Below are 15,757 nucleotides of genomic sequence, written 5' to 3' on the forward strand. Positions count from 1 at the left end.
TTCGTGATCATCGTACTAACCCCGCGGCAGGGAAACCTCCAAAATCCAAAGGTTCATTTTCGCCAAATCGTTTTTTACAATCGCTAATGAGTCCACCGCACTTATCTAATGCCGGATCATCAACCGGTTCACCACGCTCATCGAAATATTTATTGTCCGTATAATTGCAACCTCGCCCGCTTCGATAATCGCCTTTCATACACCAGAAACAGAGGTTGTGGATTTGGCGACCGGGGATCATAACCCCTTGCAAGTCGAACGGACTCGACAACTCAAATTCAACTGCTTCTCCCGCGACTTCGCTCATTTTTCTGTCGATGAAATAAACCTGTTTGAAAAATTCTTCAGGGTTAGCGGTAGGATTTCCCTCTGGAAAATTCCTAGCATCTAGATAGTGAGCGAAGGTTTCATAAATAGTCACTTTCGCCAGTGCCATATCATCGAATTGCAAGCACAACGAGGATATCAAACCATCAATATTAGCCACTCTTAATAAGGGTCTGGCTGGACTACCATCACTATTTTTAGCCATGCCCTCGATTTCATAAGCCCATGCGCCATATTCATTTCCTTGCCACCAAATAGATTTTGGTTTGATACCTCCCTCTGCAGCGTCAATTTCTTCGGGTGCATGCGGCAAATTGTAAGCATGGAATCGAAGAGTTGGTCCATCAAACTCACTACCGTCCACTTCAATTAATTGAACCTTACTCCCCGGCTCTAATTTTTGAATGTCAGATGTTATATTCATACACTAAACGCCTGTTCAAAGGTTGCAGTTATAGTGATAGAGCTACCGCCAATTGGCTTTAATGTGATGGAATCTGCCTTCACCCGATACAGACCTTTATCACCAAATGGTGGAACCCAGATAAATGATTTTGCTGTGTGCGACCGGATAAAGGAAAAAATAGGCATTACCTCAGATTTATGACCTGTATAGGTAAATCCCCATGATTGAGATTCAGTATTGAGACCATCGCCTGAAACTTGCTTATAGCCATCACCAAATGCCACTTCTTTTATTCGATGCTTAAATTCGCCAGTTGGCGAGTCTTGGATTTGAGTTCGCCACTTAAACTCTTCAATCATTATTACCCCTAAATAAAAAACCACCCGAAGGTGGCTATGTGAGGATCAATCTAGATAATCTTTACTGATTTAATAATTTGATAGTTTTCCGTGCGTGATCTTTAGCTTCGTCAAAGTATTCGGCTAGCGGTTTACTAGAGTTCAAGTTTGTTTGGTAGACTATATTTGCCAATACGAAATCAACACTATACTCATCACCTTTATAAACATCGACAGAAATGCTGATTTGCTCATCTTCTGGGTTAATGATTACAGTTCCAAGTTTTAATTCCATTACTACCTCTCATTAATTTTTTAATACTGTTCTTATCTTCCAACAGAAACAGCTTTGATTATTTTGTACAAATCACCACCTTCACGCCCCTCTATTGCCATGAAGCGCTTAAGCTTATTATTTAAGGATTGCTCCGCAGCTCGGATATCAACATTCTGCATAGAACCTTGCTGTTGAGCACCACTTACAACGCTGATGCCACCAAAATTAAGATTGACGTTAATCCCACCAGCAGGATGAGTGCCGTAAACTTGCACTCGAGGCTGACTCACTGACATTGGCTGAGAGCCACCTACATATCCACCAGATGCATAACCTCTCTTTCCTGCATCCATTAACCGATATAGATTAACTTTACCTAATTTAGCCGTACTCTCTTTGTCAAATACAAATTCGCCTCTATGCACGATACCTGCTACATCATATTTACCGCCGTCACCAGTATATCCGCCTGTTGCATGACCTTTTAGCCCTAAGAATTCACCAACAACAGTCCCACTAAAAGCAGCTTTCATAGCATTCAGCATCGCCATTTGCATAAGCATTTTAGTCGTCATTTCTAAAAATGAGCGAGTAAAGTCACCAAAGCTAGCTTTGCCCTTTAAAACAAAATCGACAACGCTATTACTCATACCTTGAAATACTGATTGGCTAATTTGAGATACGTTACCATAAACATTGGAGACTTGGTCTTGAAATTCTGCAAATCCCCTTTTAACTCCAGCCTCCCAATTGGTACGTAACGAATCTTCTTTACTGTAATAATCCTCTAATGCCTGCTTCTCTGTTGGTGATTTAGCTTGCTCAAGTGCGATGTCACGTTGGTACATACGGTCAGATTTACCAGTGCCCATATCCAGCGCTCGACTCTTAGCTTTTATTTCTTCAACTCGTCTTAGTTGCCTATCTAACTCTCTATTATGTTGCTTTTGACGCTCTATTTCATCGCCAACTACTGCTAATGCGCGTTGAGAAGCTAATACATATTCTTTTTTAGCCAATAACGATTGCTCATCATTGGTAAGCTTACGTGTCGCTTTTGCTTCTTCTAATACAGCTATTTTGGCTTCCATATCCCAAAGCTTTTTACGCTCTGAGCTAATCACATCAGCAACAGTTTTATGCTCTTTTAATACTTTAAGTTGAGCCTGTAGAGAAACGAGAGCTTCATTGGCTGACTCATCCGCACGAGTGCCATAGTCAGGTCGATATGCTGTAGGTTTCTTTTTCCCTCTCAGTTTTTCTTTCTCATACCGTTCCTTTTCACGACGAATCGCTTTATCCTTTACAGCCTGAGAAGCGTATTCTTTATTTTTTATTTCACTTAATTTGCGTTGGTGTTTCTCCTCCGCGGTCTCATATTCTCGCCTTAATGCTTCATCAGCCAAAATCTGTGACTTTTTAACCTCTTCCTGTTTTCTAGCCGCCTCTTTTCTCGCATTCTCTATATCCCTCTGAAACTTTTCTTCGTTTAGTAAATCCAGTTCTCGCCTTAAATCTTCAGGTGTCTGACCTGTTTTATAATGATGCAGTCCTTTAGCAGCAGGGTCTAACTGGAACTCAAGAAGTTTCTCTTCATAGTCTTTAATCTTTTGGTCTAGCGTTCTTTCTCGTCCTATATTAAGCATTGCATCCCATGCATCGCTCGCCATTTCCTTAACGCCTTTCCAAGCTGATTCTAAAAAACCTAAGTTGTTTTCAATTTGCTGACTACGCTCCTGCATTGCATTGGCATAAGACTCCATTGCTATCTTTGCAACCTCATGCTCCTTCCCCTGCTCTTGCAGTGCCATTATTTGCTCTAACTGAGTAGCCGTTAAGAAGTGAAGGGATTTATCTAGTTCAGTAACAGCTTTAACTGGCTCCTCTTTTAAACGCTGAAATTGCTTGATTGTTTCATCAACTGACTGACCAACAGCCTTTTCGATTGCGGCTGCTGTTTTAGAAACCATCTCAACTGTATCGCCGGAGAATCCCCCTGAGCCAACAACTTTTGATATAGCATCAGCCATACCATACTGGGTAATACCATTTCCTGATAAGTTTCTAGCAAGAGTATCCAGTTGTGCCGCAGTCTTCCCTGCATACCTACCAGTAAGAATCAGTTGCTTGTTATATTCACTAAATTCCTTAGAGCCTTGATATGCAGCAAGAGCTACCGCAGAAGCGGCACCAACAAATCCAAACATTGCAACTCTTGCTGGGGTAATTAGCGATGCTAACGCCTTCAATGAGTTTCCTATACCACCGAAGGAATCTTTTATCTGACCACCTTGCTGTATCATCACCATCCATACAGGCATCCCAGATGCCAACGATGTGACAATATCCGTCATTTGAGCGGGTAACTGACGCATAGCGTTTCGATATTGACCAATCGTGATTGAACCATTTAAGAATGCTTTTTCTTGTTCTTTCAGCTTGGCAATCATTGGCGCAGCTTGTTGCGAAACTCCCATTTGCGCTGCTTTCAACTCTAAAATTTCAGTTTTGGTTTTTCCTATAAAATCCGTCTGATTTTTAAGAGATTGTAAGAATTCATCTGCGGCTTGCTTTGCTTTATTCGTTGCAGCCTCCTGAGCTAATAATGCTTGCCCTTCCGCAGTCAGAGACATGTGCATTCTTTGCAGCTTATCTCTAGTTTGGTCTAATATGCTGCTATAATCTTTGAATTGATCTTTGGGAAGTAACCCTTTTTTACTTGCTGCTACAAGCTTTGTCTGCCAGTCATCTAATCGTTCAAAAGCTTTATTTGTAGGGTTCAGCTGATTAAGTAACTCATGAAGCTCTTTACGCTGTTTCTCCGCAGCTTGAGCTGCTTTTTTCTGGTTATCAACGCCGCGTTTAAATTGTTCGTTTAGGTCTTGAGCTGAGCCATTTACCTTTTCTGCTGTGCTGCCAAACTCCTTTAATTTTTGAGTCCCACGCTCTAAATCAGACGTATCAGCTTTAAGCGAGATGGTTGCTATATCTGCCATTTACCTTTCTCCAGATATAAAAAAACCACTCATAGATGGTTAAATTAGCTTGTATGTAACTTTTATTTAAATTAACGCCATATTATTCTAGAATTTCATTTTCCAACATTCATCACTAACCAGATAACCTTTAAACACACAAAGGATTATTAACATGCTTAGAAAATTGACACTCATCGCAGCCCTTTTCATTGCAGCCAATGCTCATGCTGGAAACGAGTTAACTATCAGTAAGTTAGCTAGTGATGCAAAGACTAAAACAGCATTCCTTCAAGTTGTAAAAAATAACGACCTCCCATCATGGGTCTTAACTGGTGGTACTGAATCCCCATCAAATACTGTGACTTTAAACGGTAATGAATACCAAGTAACAACAGCGTGCAAACCTCACAATTGCCCAGCAGAGCGAATTGCGATTATGTACTCTAAAGAAAAGAATGTTATGGCAGGTGTATTCTCTTCAAATGATGAAAAGAACAATACTGAGGATTTACTCTGGTTTAATATCACCGATGATTTATCAATCGATGGGAAAACGGTTTTATTTGCAGCACTTACGGGCAGCCTAGATAATCACCCTAATGATTTTAACTATAAGTAATTAAACTTAAAGTAGTTATTTTCAGAATTAGCCCACCAATGCCAATAGAATGGCGTTAAAATAGAAGCCCAAGGACGGGCTAGATTAATTACTTTGCAGTCAATTTGTAACTCTCATCAATCAACACTTTAAGCTCATCTTCAGGAAATCCACTGTCCAACTTTATAGTAATCCAGTGCTCTTTATTCATGTGATATGCTGGATATACCCCTTTCTTTAACCTCAACGAACCAACTAATTCAGGAGGTGATTTAAGGTTTATAATATCTACCATCTCATCACTCTCGCTTTCATATAACTTCTTTGATGATATTGTCAGAATGGCTGCAAACCATTTTGAGTTATTTTTATGCCTATAAATGATGTAACTAGGAAACTTAGCCCATGGATACTCAGCGACAGCACCATAATTACTCTGGATATATTCCATAAGTTCATTTTTGTTCATCTCACCATCCCACGAATAAGTTTTAGTTATGCTAACTTAGTGGGAGTGCAAATTGAAGCAAACAAAAAGGTCGCATAAGCGACCCAATCAATACTTTTGCTACTTTTTATTACTTATTGACGTAATTTGCATACAGTATAAGTAATATTGGCGTTGCAATAATATCAGCAGCAATAGTAAATGGTGTAATCATGACATTACCAGCCAATTTACCAGCACTAAGTGATGTGTATTCCTCTGTAGTATAAAACTCAACCTTATATGATTGATTTAGCTTAGCATTGGGTACTAATGGAAGAGTTATTCCATTCCTATCAAATAAATATCCACTTAGCGGGATTGTTTTAACCCATGACTTATCATTATCAAATCGCCTCTCACTAAAACCAAAATCCTTAAGGCTTTTCTCTTGTTCTGGGCTTAACCTGTACTTTTTATCTATATAAACAAAGTAACTGTCATTAAATTTCACTAGTCCTTCTCTGCGCTCATCTGGCTTTATCTCTATTCTAATAACTCCCTCCGGGTTATTAAATGCTGACAATGGAATTACTTTAACCAACTCATTTAATTTCATTAATTCAGCAGAACCATTCGTCAGTATATAAATATATTTATCACCTAAAAAACCATAACCTGAAGTAGGAAGCTCAATCTCTTTTAATTTTTGATTAGTTAGTTTATTTTTAACACTAATATCTTTATATTCAAAAGCAGATACAATATTATCTTTTAAATCAACACGTTCCCTTATATTGGTCTCTTTTGCCGTGTTCGAATCCCAAACCGCCGCAGTTACGCACCCAGTAGAACTTAAAATCGATACGCTCAAAAAGCACGCTAGTAATTTATTCATTCCATTGCCTTAATAAGTTTAATTTAAGTCCAATGGATATTAGGATAGATGCAAATTTCAGGCAATAAAAAACCCACCGGAGTGGATTATTAACACTATTTATAGTTGAGCACATGTACATTACAAGTTACGAATATTAGCAATCTCTTCTTGTGTGACTTCTAGAGACTCTAGAAATCTCTGGTATTCATTGGGTTCCATTCCTTCAAATTTTTGATGTCACTCTCATCTATTCATGTTTTTTTAAATAAATCTATTACCTATAGACGGGTCAACTGTTTTCGTATTTGCAATCAGCTAAACCGACACTAATTTCTTGACCTTTGTTGCTATTGTGCAAAATAACTTTAATACCCATTCTGTCGTATATCATATAAGCAAATGTAACCCCTGAATTTTCACTAAAATACACAGTAGCTTTAGCATCAGTTGAAAGCAACTCAAGCTTTGGTGATGTTATAACTACCCCTGTATCAAAGGTTATATTTATCATTGCATTGTTATAATCTGCATGCGGAGTTACTTCCAACTTAACAGTCCCGATTTGCACTCCGTTATATCTATTGCTATCACTAAGGTCATCAGGTATGGAATAAACTCCACAGTTATACTTTCCCGCCAAAGCCAAAATATTATAGTTATTATCTCGATATAACCCCATATCATTCTCGTTATTAGCAGACAGGGTATATCCAGAAAATAAAATAAACAGGGCGCAAATATACTTAATCATCTTTAACCTCATTAATAAATTAGCCCCCTGAATATACCTGAATAGCTTTACTACACATAATCGAACTCTTTAGTTAAAAATAATTATGTGATCTAGAATTCAAGCTCATCCTTGGGCTATGTGTAGGTTAGGCAACTTCCTTCCCGTGAATAATATGGCGTAACGCGCTAATACCGTTCTCATTATAACGGAACGCTTCAACCTGCTTTGATGAGTAAGCTGACTTGTCCAAAAAGAACTTACAGAATTCGTCAGTTTTCAATCCGTTCTTGTTTGCAATACGACCAATTTTATTTGCTGACACTTCTAACCATATTCTTAATCACAAAGAGGGCTTCTGATTTAGAAGCCCTCTAGTATTAAACTCGCTTAACTACATAAATTTTACATTAATGACCGGACGTTTTAGCTTCTCGACAAGCCTCGAATAAAAACCAGACACGGCGTTCTGTTTCATCAATCCAGTTTTCTATTAGGCTTGTAGTGGAATAATCGCCATGTTCTGCGCATACTTCATGTGCTTTTCGAAATTCTGAAGCCAACATTTTATTATCTTCACAAAGCTCAGCAAGCATATCTAAAGGTTCTACGTATTCCGCATTGTTATCGCTAATCCTTTGCATTTTTGATATTTGCCCTATAGAACGTATAGTCACACCACCTATTTTACGAACTCTTTCAGCTATAGGGTCTGTCATGGAGTATAGTTGTTCACTTTGTTCATCAAGTAATAAATGATAATCGCGGAAATGTGGACCACTCATGTGCCAATGAAAGTTTTTAGTTTTTAAATAAATAGCAAAAATATCAGCCAAAATTGCATTCATTGCTCCACTGATATCTTTTGTTGCTTTTGGAGATAAATCTGTTGGCGTTTTAAGTGGGCGAATTTGTAGTTCTTTAGCTTTACTCATAATTAACTCCTAAAGATAGTCACATCTGTTTTGATATTAAAGATGTTAAAACAAATTATTACACTAATGTTCTTTCTATATATCTCTTAATTGGTTATGAAACTATTTAGCCAACATTGCTTTTCAATATGTGCTGATTATTTTAATTATGTACTTAATAACATCATTCATTGATCTATATCAAATTCTAATGTATTGAATAAATTAACTAAAAAACAAAATTGAATATCAATCTTTATGTGACTACCTAATTAAATCCGATCTTCAGACTTTAAACCTAACTTACTGAATTTAAACTCTTGTAATCCTCGATATTCTATTTTCCATGCTAGATTTTAGCTACAGGCAGCTCATTAAAATTTGTCGTGTACGCTGGTGATAACATTTCGCGCTTCATCTGATATCCACTATCGCTCCCTTTCGCAGCAAACCAGACTTTACCTAAACCACTATTATTTATTGTATCTAATGTTTTCATAAGTTCATCGCCGTTCTTAAATGGTTTTTGAGTAGAAAACATATCAAACTGAGTAACATCTGAATCTGTGAAGTCAGATAACATTATCCCGGCTTTATAGTAGCGGTAACCATCTCGCCATATAGAATCTAAACCACGCATAACAGCATTAATGATGTCTCGCGTGTCGCTGCTAGGGTATTCAAGTTTGATACTGACACTATTAGCGTAATCTTCACCAAATGCGTGTCTGCTTGTTTGAATGAATAAACCAATAACTCGACATCGCTGTTTTTCTTCGCGTAGTTTCTCCGCTGCTCGTTCTGCATAGTCACAAATAGCCTTGCGCATAATGTCGATATCTAAAACTTTCTTACCGAACGAGCGAGAGCATAATATTTGCTGCTTAACTTTTCTGACTTCTTCAAGCTCAATACAGGACTCACCGTTAAGTTCTCTGAGTGTCCTTTCTAGCGTTACGCCAAACACTTTGCGTATTGTAGTCACTGATGCATTAGCCAAGTCTAAAGCGGTATAAATGCCCATAATTCTTAACTTGGCTGAAATCCTTCGTCCTATTCCCCACACGTCTTCAATCGGAATAAATGACAGTAATTTTCTTTGCCGACTTCTATCAGATAGCTCAACCACACCACCAGTCTTCTTCCACGTTTTAGCGGCATGATTCGCAATTTTAGTCAGCGTTTTAGTCGGACCGATGCCAACACTTACTGGTAAGTGAGTTCGCTGCAATATCGTTGATTGAATTTCTCGCCCATAATCTTCTAAATTAAAGGTATGAACCAAGCCAGTGAAATCAAGAAATGCCTCATCTATTGAATACACTTCCAAACGCGGAGCATACATTGATAGTAGAGACATCACTCTGTTGCTCATGTCAGCGTATAACGCATAGTTCGAGCTAAAAATGTTAATATGATTTTGCAGGTAATAGTTTCTTCTCTCATAGTAAAGCTCCCCCATTTTTACACCGAGTTTTTTTGCTTCAAAAGAACGAGCAATTACACAGCCATCATTATTACTCAGAACAATTACTGGCTTTCCTGCTAAGTCTGGTCTGAAAACTTTCTCACAGCTCGCATAAAACGAATTTACATCAACTAAGGCAAACATTACTGAGCCTTATGAATAATGAATGTGACTACGCCAAATATCTGTAAATCCTGCGTATCACCAATATGTATTGGTTGAAAATCAGGATTCATCGGTATCAACATCGGCGGATAAGACTTTAATCTCTTAACTGTAAACTCCCCATCAACACTGGCGATAACAATATCCCCGTCCTTTGCTACCAATGCGCTATCGACAATCACAACATCGCCATCGTTAATGTTAGCGTCAATCATAGAATTACCTTCGACGCGTAACATATACGTACTATCTGGATGTTTAATCAATGTGCTGTTAAGGTTTATTCTTTCCTCCATGTAGTCAGCCGCAGGAGATGGAAATCCCGCTGCTACTCTATCTAAGAATAATGGAATGTTGAGAATTGATTCGGAATCGATAAGCTTTAGCTTCATAATGCACCAATATACTGTATTTATATACAGTATATTTCACTCATTTTCATTGTAAAGATCATTTTCAAGTATCAAAAGACTAGAAATATGCAATCCCCTCCTAGAAAATCAGACCTACAGTGTCGTTATTCCTCCTTCATTTACTTTTTATAAAGTAAACTTATGGCTTATAACTATTAACTGCATTGCCGAAAATATGAAATATACATTATTGTTACTGACATCAATTCTAATGGTTGGATGTCAAGGAAGAAGTTATTCAGAATTAACTCCAGCAGAAAAAGCTGAAGTCAGAGCTGCTCATGATAAAAGTGCCAAAATATCTAGAAAATGCAATCGTATAGAAAATCAATCTAAACGTACTGATTGCTTTCTCGATAGAGACGACAATGACTTTAACCGGCTCTATTAATTTAAAGTTAATACTGGGGGCATTACAGCCCCTGACTACTCGTTTATCAACTCAAGAGCCTTTAGCTCCATAACCCTTAAGTCATCAAATATGGTCGCTTTATTTTTGATGTTAAGTAGCTCTAAAACATTGGGAATAACGCTATAGTCGAGTCCCGTAGCACCATTCATACCAACTCTCCACTGTGTACTCATCGCAGAAAATACCAGATATGACTCCCATACATCAGGAACAACTTCAACATCATCAATATCAGGCGGAAAGCCAAAAGCTCGCTCAAAATTTTCAGCCTCTTGCTTTGTCATTCCCCCATACATTGCTTCAGCGACCGATATTAGTTTTTTTCGCGATTACCTAACAATTCATTGTAATACGTTGTCGTAATAGCCACTGCAGCTGATGGATAGTTGTCAAATAACAACTTCAAATTATCTTCGTTATAAGGCTCTTCAATTGCCCAATCAGCAATAATTTGAGTAAAAAATTTGTTTACTGGCTCATTTTTTAACTCGTCCAATTTACTCATTGGTAAATGTTTAAACGTAAATGTCACAACCTCCGGCTCGCTTTTGCCAGCCACTCGGATTTTTACATCAGCTTTAAATATTGGATTGGGATTCAGAGTAAATTTCGCCATTAGGTTTCCTTAAAAGCCCCAAAGGGGCTGTTATTATGCGGTAGTGTAAATTTGCATATCTGATTTAAGAGAGAAACGTGCAGATACGTTTTCAACCTCGTTAATTGCAGTATTAGGAACGCGTTGGAATGACACACTAGCTGAGTAGTAACGGTCTTCACCAGCCCGTTTATTATAAAAACGAATCGCTGTTAACTGCTTTGTATCATCCAAGGACATTAATAACCCTCGAATAGGTAATTTCGCATCATGAGCAAATGTATAAACCTGCACAATACCCGATTTATAGGTATCAACTGTTTCTGCTTGCTCATCTTCTAAGAATTGAATTTCTTGTGTTTGCTGCTCACCACCTTCTGTTGATAAGGTCATGACTTGGGGCATTACTTCCCATTCTTGAACTGATTTTAGCGTTCCTTTGCCGCCGCCAATCGGAAAACGTTCTGTATCTGTCGTATCAACACCATCAAGCGTGATACTTGTGTTTTCTGCTGATTTCACACGAAAGACACCAGACATTTGTTTCCACCCAGATGTGATGAGAACAACATCTCCGGCTTTAATGCCACTTGATGCTGCGACAGAAAGTACAGCTTCAGTGGCATTACTTGCCGCCGTAAACTCAACATCTTTTCCGTATTTACTCGCAACATAAACACGTGAGCCATTAGGAATGTTATAAGCCATTATGAACCTCATTTTTATGCATAAAAAAACCGCCATTTAGGCGGTCGTTTATCGGATTGAATAACATCGATAGGATGTACGTATTGGAATGATGTAGTTGATATCACTAGTAAGTGGCGGTAGCTGATTTGGTTCACCGTCTAGATACAGTGACTCCGTGAGTGTTAGACCATTTTCGAGCTGCTCTTTGACGGCATCAACCAAGCTAATAACCGCCGAATCACCATTACCAATCTTTTCAACAACATCAAGTTGAATAACACCTTTTTGAACTGGCATATCTAACGCTAGACCTAGATTTTCGGTTATGGCTGGCATTATATGTAATTGCAAATATGGAGTGCTAATATCGTCAAACTCAATATTTGACCAAGCCACCTTCACCCCTTCTTGCTTAGCAATTTTTGCCACCAGCGCACGAATAGACTGATTGATTTCAGATTGTTTCATTTACTTCATCTCTGCGATAGCGTCTCTAAAGAACTTACCTACGTTTTCAGCGGTAATTGCAATCATGCCATTAGGAGCTTGTCTTGAGTGCCCCATTTCCAACCTGTAGGCATAAGGAACATTGTTAGTAAAATAGATAGCATTCATACCCACTTTGAACTGCTCAAGCACATAATTACCAACCGCCTTAGTCATATTGCCTGATTTATCAACTCGCCCAGTTTCACCATCAGCAGGTGAATCAAAAGTGACTTGCCAATTCCCACGGAATCGCCCTCCTGTATACCCCGGAGGTGCCTTGATATCCATAGAGTCATTAACGCGAACTCGTTTTTTTAACAAACCCCTTTTCGGTGTCAGATTATTAGGGTCTTTTCTCAGTGCTTCATTGTGCTCAAACACAGCTTGATTATAATTAACAGCCGTCTGATTAACTTCCCATAGTTCAGGATTACCAACCGGAGACATTTCAACTAACTGTGCGAGAATCTTGAATCCCGTTTTACTTACTACCGTTTCCATATTTGCTTGAGATTTCTCTACAAACAAATTAACGGACCTCATGAATGAATCAGTCATATCAAGCCCTCAGCTGAGGTTTGTAGCAAATAACAATATCAGCAGGTTTCACGGGGTTAGGCTCATGCACGCGAAGCCAGATACCATCAACAAGAACAGAATCCCCTTTTCGAATATCAACCTCTGGAGAAAGAACCATTTTAATATCCGTAGAGAGAATTAGAGTTCCATCAATTTCATATGGTTTGTACAAAACCTTTACACCAATAATTGAAAATAGAGACTCAGGCTCATGATGCTCAACACCATTATCATCAACCCAATGCTTGCCAGCGCGTTTCACTTGATATGAAGCACCGTACTTTTTCAGTATTCGTAATGCTGTGTGACAACCTCGCTGATAAATATTCATCACTACCTCACTGCAAATGTGTTAATCCCCAAGCCTTCTGAGCTATCAATCAAGCCATATAGCAAACCTTTCAGCCAAGCAAAATTAGGCACGCCAGTATTTGTGCCTTCTGCATACTTCAAGTCAATTGCCCCCTCTATACGCTCAGAAATGATTTCCGCACCTAATGTTGGCTGTAATTCATTCTCTTGTGCTTCAAGTGCAAGGCGACACTGAGCCTGTATAACCTGATTAGGAATCGCATCACTAGCAATTGCAACCCCATCACGAAATAATCCAGTGCGAGGAAAAGATAATGGCTGCGTACTGTCGGAACGACTACCCTTCCATTTTTGGGATTCTAAGAAGTCCATAGCAACGATGAGTAATGACTCGAGTGACTTGCTGTCTGACAGAGGTAAATTCCTGACTTTCGCATATGCTTTTAAATCTTCAATACCAGCATAACTATTAAACGTAGGTGAGTTTTTATCGGCATCAATCATGACCACCTCAAAATAAAAAGGGGCATTACGCCCCTATCTTCACTTGCCATCAGTAGTTTTTTTCCTTTTCACTACTTCAGGCTCTATTGCTTTGCTGCATTTTTGCTCTGGGCAGTTAATTTAATCATCACACCTGCTGTCAATTTGTTGCTCGTAAAGTGTTTTTTCCAGTTACCCGCAGTACCTAACTTGGTTAGGTCTGGATTTTTGCCTTTTGATTCATCCCAGCTATAACCAAGCACGCCTACGTTAACAACGCCTTCGCCACGATATCCAATCTCTAGGTTTTCCTTATCATTAATCTCAAATGAGCGGAAGGTTGGCTCTTGTGACTCGATGATAGTCACCGCCCCCGGAACAAGACCAAAAATAGCATCAACTGGCGCACTGTCTGTTACCAAGACGGGTTTACCTAACGTTCCCGGCTGCCCACCATAGATAACCAAACCAGCCTCTTCGTATACTTTGTTATCAATCGCTTGGTCAACAATATCGAAATACGTAGTAGAGTGCATGACGAAGAGATTTACACGGTTAAACTTGTCCCCATATCGACGCAGCCCTTTGGTGAGTGTTTTTTCCCCATCTGTAGCAATGTCTGCTGTCACGACCATATCAGTATTACTACCGATAGCTGCCCCCAATGCGGCTAAGGAATATTTAATGTAACCTTCTAGAGATGCATCAGCAGCATCAATACCAACTAGCTCAGAAAATTCAGATACATCTCGTCCTCGACGTTTAAATGCCTCTTCCGTTGTTGCATATGGACCATATTTCCATGGAGCTTTCACTTCAACAGATTCGCCCGCACCAATTTTTTTACTCTCTACTGTCCCTGTTGAATCAACATCACGATGCTCAATCGAGCCACCAATTTGATAGAAAGCACGCTTACGGAAATCTCCTTCAATAAAAATGTTATCAAGCACAATGGCACCATTCGATGCCTGATTAAATACGGCTAAATTATCTTGGCGCCGCTCTAAAAACGCTGTTTGCGCCAAGTCGTTGTAAATTACTAAATCGCTATTAGTCGTCGTAGCCATTACTTATCTTCCCTTACTCTTTAGGTAGTTTTAAAAATGTGTCACGTCCGTATCTGCGAATATAATCAGCTTTCTCACTCGCAGACATTTGAGAACGTTTAAGGTGTGCACCACCTTGTTTATGTTTTCCTGCATCCGTCCCTGAAGCAGCAGGGAACAAATGAGGCGCGCTTTCTTTTAATGATTCGACCCATTCAACGGGTGATAGCGGTGTTCGACCGTCTTTCCCCATAATTGGATTACCATCATCATCAACGGCTACGGCCTGACCTTCATCGTTGATTTGGAAAATGCCTTTGGCACGTAAAATTAAGTCTTCTTGTGCGCTAGCTAATGCGCCGGCTTTACCAGCAGCAGAGCGCACTTCATCTCCCAATACACGTTGGCGAAATTTATTAGCAAAAGCCTCAGCCCTTTCCACTCGGCTATTGGCTTCTTTCAGTTGTTTATCAACGTCATTGCGTAAGCGCTCAGTACGTTTATTAATGACTTCATCAATTTTGCCGTCAGCGATTAACTTGGCTTCTTCATCATTTTCAAAACGTTTGAGAATTCCACGTACAGCATCGGGATCAATGCCTTCAAAACGCTTGAGATTATCGTTTTGCTCTTTGAGCTTACCCAATAACTCATCACGTTTAGCCTTCAACCCAGCTACTTGCTCACCGACTGCTTTATCGATAATGGCTTGAATTTCCGGTGTGATTACAGGTGCAGTTCCACCGCTTCCACCACCAGCTCCATCATCAGCCTGTGAGTAATATTTGCGTTCGATATTCATAAATAACATGTTGTTCCCCTTGGGATTCATTGCGCCTAGCGCGTTAAAGTAAACCAGCCCTTGGCTGAATTTAGACAATAAAAAAGGTCACCGAAGTGACCTTGGTTAAATCGTTAATTGATTAGCTATAACCTGCATCTTTAAATGCTTTTTCGTCTAGCTTTTTGAGTTGTTCTAACGAAATAAATTCTCCCTTATCTGTATAAAATTCAGAAGGATGCATACCGCCCTCTTTCATTAATCTAAATCGTGTTTCACCGAATACTTGCCGTTGTCGCCAGTCTGGTTGTCGCTGCACCCAATCAAGAAAATTGGTCTCTACTGGAACTTGCCCATCCATTGATGCTCTCGTTCCTGCGTCCATCTCATTCGCATCAATACCTAATTCACGCCATGACTTAGTGACGAAAGTTTCCGTTGAGCGA

Annotated in this window: 20 protein-coding genes and 2 pseudogenes; 1 reads left to right on the forward strand and 21 read right to left on the reverse strand. The window is 39.2% G+C overall.

The features are described from left to right. Nucleotides 1-7: 7 nt before the first annotated feature. From PROVALCAL_RS10555 to PROVALCAL_RS10570, 4 genes are all read right to left on the reverse strand, one after another. The gene (locus PROVALCAL_RS10555; RefSeq protein WP_006659234.1) at nucleotides 8-751 is read right to left on the reverse strand and encodes a phage minor tail protein L; all 744 of its coding nucleotides are present in this window, start codon (nucleotides 749-751) and stop codon (nucleotides 8-10) included. Then, the gene (locus PROVALCAL_RS10560; protein ID WP_006659235.1) at nucleotides 748-1,092 is read right to left on the reverse strand and encodes a phage tail protein; all 345 of its coding nucleotides are present in this window, start codon (nucleotides 1,090-1,092) and stop codon (nucleotides 748-750) included. Before PROVALCAL_RS10560 ends, PROVALCAL_RS10555 begins: the two co-directional genes overlap by 4 nt. 61 nt (nucleotides 1,093-1,153) lie before the next feature. Beyond that, nucleotides 1,154-1,366 carry a hypothetical protein gene (locus PROVALCAL_RS10565; RefSeq protein ID WP_006659236.1) on the reverse strand — a complete coding sequence of 71 codons (213 nt, stop codon included), beginning with the start codon at nucleotides 1,364-1,366 and terminating at the stop codon, nucleotides 1,154-1,156. A 32-nt stretch (nucleotides 1,367-1,398) separates the two neighbouring features. Next, nucleotides 1,399-4,344 (reverse strand): phage tail tape measure protein, encoded by a 2,946-nt coding sequence (locus PROVALCAL_RS10570; RefSeq protein WP_006659237.1) that lies wholly within the window; start codon nucleotides 4,342-4,344, stop codon nucleotides 1,399-1,401. Nucleotides 4,345-4,498: 154 nt separating this feature from the next. Between PROVALCAL_RS10570 and ivy the strand changes: the two genes are divergently transcribed. Continuing rightward, nucleotides 4,499-4,945, forward strand: coding sequence for an Ivy family C-type lysozyme inhibitor (gene ivy, locus PROVALCAL_RS10575; RefSeq protein ID WP_006659238.1), 447 nt, complete (start codon nucleotides 4,499-4,501; stop codon nucleotides 4,943-4,945). Nucleotides 4,946-5,033: 88 nt separating this feature from the next. Here the strand turns inward: ivy and PROVALCAL_RS10580 are convergent, their stop codons facing one another. The 17 genes and pseudogenes from PROVALCAL_RS10580 to PROVALCAL_RS10655 all read right to left on the reverse strand — a co-directional run. After that, nucleotides 5,034-5,393: an MmcQ/YjbR family DNA-binding protein gene (locus tag PROVALCAL_RS10580; RefSeq protein WP_006659239.1), complete on the reverse strand. Its 360-nt coding sequence runs from the start codon at nucleotides 5,391-5,393 to the stop codon at nucleotides 5,034-5,036. Between the two features lie 109 nt (nucleotides 5,394-5,502). Then, the gene (locus PROVALCAL_RS10585) at nucleotides 5,503-6,249 is read right to left on the reverse strand and encodes a YidX family protein (RefSeq protein WP_006659240.1); all 747 of its coding nucleotides are present in this window, start codon (nucleotides 6,247-6,249) and stop codon (nucleotides 5,503-5,505) included. Nucleotides 6,250-6,520: 271 nt separating this feature from the next. Continuing rightward, a complete protein-coding gene (locus PROVALCAL_RS10590) occupies nucleotides 6,521-6,982 on the reverse strand; it encodes a hypothetical protein (protein WP_036975041.1) in 462 nt (153 codons plus the stop codon). Nucleotides 6,983-7,109: 127 nt separating this feature from the next. After that, nucleotides 7,110-7,292 (reverse strand): annotated as a pseudogene (locus tag PROVALCAL_RS19300) (hypothetical protein); the annotation flags it as partial. Between the two features lie 79 nt (nucleotides 7,293-7,371). Continuing rightward, nucleotides 7,372-7,896, reverse strand: coding sequence for a Dps family protein (locus PROVALCAL_RS10595; protein WP_006659243.1), 525 nt, complete (start codon nucleotides 7,894-7,896; stop codon nucleotides 7,372-7,374). Nucleotides 7,897-8,224: 328 nt separating this feature from the next. Next, nucleotides 8,225-9,487, reverse strand: a complete 1,263-nt coding sequence (gene umuC / locus PROVALCAL_RS10600; protein WP_006659244.1) for a translesion error-prone DNA polymerase V subunit UmuC — start codon at nucleotides 9,485-9,487, stop codon at nucleotides 8,225-8,227. Continuing rightward, nucleotides 9,487-9,900 carry a translesion error-prone DNA polymerase V autoproteolytic subunit gene (umuD, locus tag PROVALCAL_RS10605; protein ID WP_006659245.1) on the reverse strand — a complete coding sequence of 138 codons (414 nt, stop codon included), beginning with the start codon at nucleotides 9,898-9,900 and terminating at the stop codon, nucleotides 9,487-9,489. The genes umuC and umuD overlap by 1 nt, the downstream gene beginning before the upstream one ends. Nucleotides 9,901-10,347: 447 nt before the next feature. Then, nucleotides 10,348-10,617, reverse strand: a complete 270-nt coding sequence (locus PROVALCAL_RS10610) for a DUF1799 domain-containing protein (RefSeq protein ID WP_224050447.1) — start codon at nucleotides 10,615-10,617, stop codon at nucleotides 10,348-10,350. A gap of 29 nt (nucleotides 10,618-10,646) precedes the next feature. Next, nucleotides 10,647-10,949 (reverse strand): phage tail assembly chaperone, encoded by a 303-nt coding sequence (locus tag PROVALCAL_RS10615; protein WP_006659247.1) that lies wholly within the window; start codon nucleotides 10,947-10,949, stop codon nucleotides 10,647-10,649. A 33-nt stretch (nucleotides 10,950-10,982) separates the two neighbouring features. Further along, nucleotides 10,983-11,636: a phage tail tube protein gene (locus PROVALCAL_RS10620; RefSeq protein ID WP_036960300.1), complete on the reverse strand. Its 654-nt coding sequence runs from the start codon at nucleotides 11,634-11,636 to the stop codon at nucleotides 10,983-10,985. A 48-nt stretch (nucleotides 11,637-11,684) separates the two neighbouring features. After that, nucleotides 11,685-12,086, reverse strand: coding sequence for a phage tail terminator-like protein (locus tag PROVALCAL_RS10625; RefSeq protein WP_006659249.1), 402 nt, complete (start codon nucleotides 12,084-12,086; stop codon nucleotides 11,685-11,687). Then, nucleotides 12,087-12,665 (reverse strand): hypothetical protein, encoded by a 579-nt coding sequence (locus tag PROVALCAL_RS10630; protein ID WP_006659250.1) that lies wholly within the window; start codon nucleotides 12,663-12,665, stop codon nucleotides 12,087-12,089. 1 nt (nucleotide 12,666) lies between these two features. Further along, nucleotides 12,667-13,017, reverse strand: a complete 351-nt coding sequence (locus tag PROVALCAL_RS10635) for a hypothetical protein (protein WP_006659251.1) — start codon at nucleotides 13,015-13,017, stop codon at nucleotides 12,667-12,669. 2 nt (nucleotides 13,018-13,019) lie between these two features. Continuing rightward, nucleotides 13,020-13,502 carry a DnaT-like ssDNA-binding protein gene (locus PROVALCAL_RS10640; RefSeq protein ID WP_006659252.1) on the reverse strand — a complete coding sequence of 161 codons (483 nt, stop codon included), beginning with the start codon at nucleotides 13,500-13,502 and terminating at the stop codon, nucleotides 13,020-13,022. An 83-nt stretch (nucleotides 13,503-13,585) separates the two neighbouring features. Next, nucleotides 13,586-14,551 (reverse strand): major capsid protein, encoded by a 966-nt coding sequence (locus tag PROVALCAL_RS10645; RefSeq protein ID WP_006659253.1) that lies wholly within the window; start codon nucleotides 14,549-14,551, stop codon nucleotides 13,586-13,588. A gap of 13 nt (nucleotides 14,552-14,564) precedes the next feature. Next, nucleotides 14,565-15,341, reverse strand: coding sequence for a hypothetical protein (locus PROVALCAL_RS10650; protein WP_039861876.1), 777 nt, complete (start codon nucleotides 15,339-15,341; stop codon nucleotides 14,565-14,567). Nucleotides 15,342-15,453: 112 nt separating this feature from the next. Further along, a pseudogene (locus tag PROVALCAL_RS10655) lies at nucleotides 15,454-15,757 on the reverse strand (hypothetical protein); the annotation flags it as partial.

The organism is Providencia alcalifaciens DSM 30120 (assembly GCF_000173415.1).
GTDB classification, from domain to species: Bacteria; Pseudomonadota; Gammaproteobacteria; order Enterobacterales; family Enterobacteriaceae; genus Providencia; species Providencia alcalifaciens.

Bases quoted from the DNA above. Each gene is read 5' to 3' on its own strand.
- PROVALCAL_RS10560 (WP_006659235.1), bottom strand. From the start codon at position 1,092: ATGATTGAAGAGTTTAAGTGGCGAACTCAAATCCAAGACTCGCCAACT.
- PROVALCAL_RS10625 (WP_006659249.1), bottom strand. From the start codon at position 12,086: ATGAAACAATCTGAAATCAATCAGTCTATTCGTGCGCTGGTGGCAAAA.
- PROVALCAL_RS10630 (WP_006659250.1), bottom strand. From the start codon at position 12,665: ATGACTGATTCATTCATGAGGTCCGTTAATTTGTTTGTAGAGAAATCT.
- PROVALCAL_RS10610 (WP_224050447.1), bottom strand. From the start codon at position 10,617: ATGACAAAGCAAGAGGCTGAAAATTTTGAGCGAGCTTTTGGCTTTCCG.
- PROVALCAL_RS10645 (WP_006659253.1), bottom strand. From the start codon at position 14,551: ATGGCTACGACGACTAATAGCGATTTAGTAATTTACAACGACTTGGCG.
- PROVALCAL_RS10585 (WP_006659240.1), bottom strand. From the start codon at position 6,249: ATGAATAAATTACTAGCGTGCTTTTTGAGCGTATCGATTTTAAGTTCT.
- umuD (WP_006659245.1), bottom strand. From the start codon at position 9,900: ATGAAGCTAAAGCTTATCGATTCCGAATCAATTCTCAACATTCCATTA.
- PROVALCAL_RS10650 (WP_039861876.1), bottom strand. From the start codon at position 15,341: ATGTTATTTATGAATATCGAACGCAAATATTACTCACAGGCTGATGAT.
- PROVALCAL_RS10640 (WP_006659252.1), bottom strand. From the start codon at position 13,502: ATGATTGATGCCGATAAAAACTCACCTACGTTTAATAGTTATGCTGGT.
- PROVALCAL_RS10570 (WP_006659237.1), bottom strand. From the start codon at position 4,344: ATGGCAGATATAGCAACCATCTCGCTTAAAGCTGATACGTCTGATTTA.
- PROVALCAL_RS10590 (WP_036975041.1), bottom strand. From the start codon at position 6,982: ATGATTAAGTATATTTGCGCCCTGTTTATTTTATTTTCTGGATATACC.
- PROVALCAL_RS10635 (WP_006659251.1), bottom strand. From the start codon at position 13,017: ATGAATATTTATCAGCGAGGTTGTCACACAGCATTACGAATACTGAAA.
- PROVALCAL_RS10565 (WP_006659236.1), bottom strand. From the start codon at position 1,366: ATGGAATTAAAACTTGGAACTGTAATCATTAACCCAGAAGATGAGCAA.
- ivy (WP_006659238.1), top strand. From the start codon at position 4,499: ATGCTTAGAAAATTGACACTCATCGCAGCCCTTTTCATTGCAGCCAAT.
- umuC (WP_006659244.1), bottom strand. From the start codon at position 9,487: ATGTTTGCCTTAGTTGATGTAAATTCGTTTTATGCGAGCTGTGAGAAA.
- PROVALCAL_RS10615 (WP_006659247.1), bottom strand. From the start codon at position 10,949: ATGGCGAAATTTACTCTGAATCCCAATCCAATATTTAAAGCTGATGTA.
- PROVALCAL_RS10595 (WP_006659243.1), bottom strand. From the start codon at position 7,896: ATGAGTAAAGCTAAAGAACTACAAATTCGCCCACTTAAAACGCCAACA.
- PROVALCAL_RS10555 (WP_006659234.1), bottom strand. From the start codon at position 751: ATGAATATAACATCTGACATTCAAAAATTAGAGCCGGGGAGTAAGGTT.
- PROVALCAL_RS10580 (WP_006659239.1), bottom strand. From the start codon at position 5,393: ATGAACAAAAATGAACTTATGGAATATATCCAGAGTAATTATGGTGCT.
- PROVALCAL_RS10620 (WP_036960300.1), bottom strand. From the start codon at position 11,636: ATGGCTTATAACATTCCTAATGGCTCACGTGTTTATGTTGCGAGTAAA.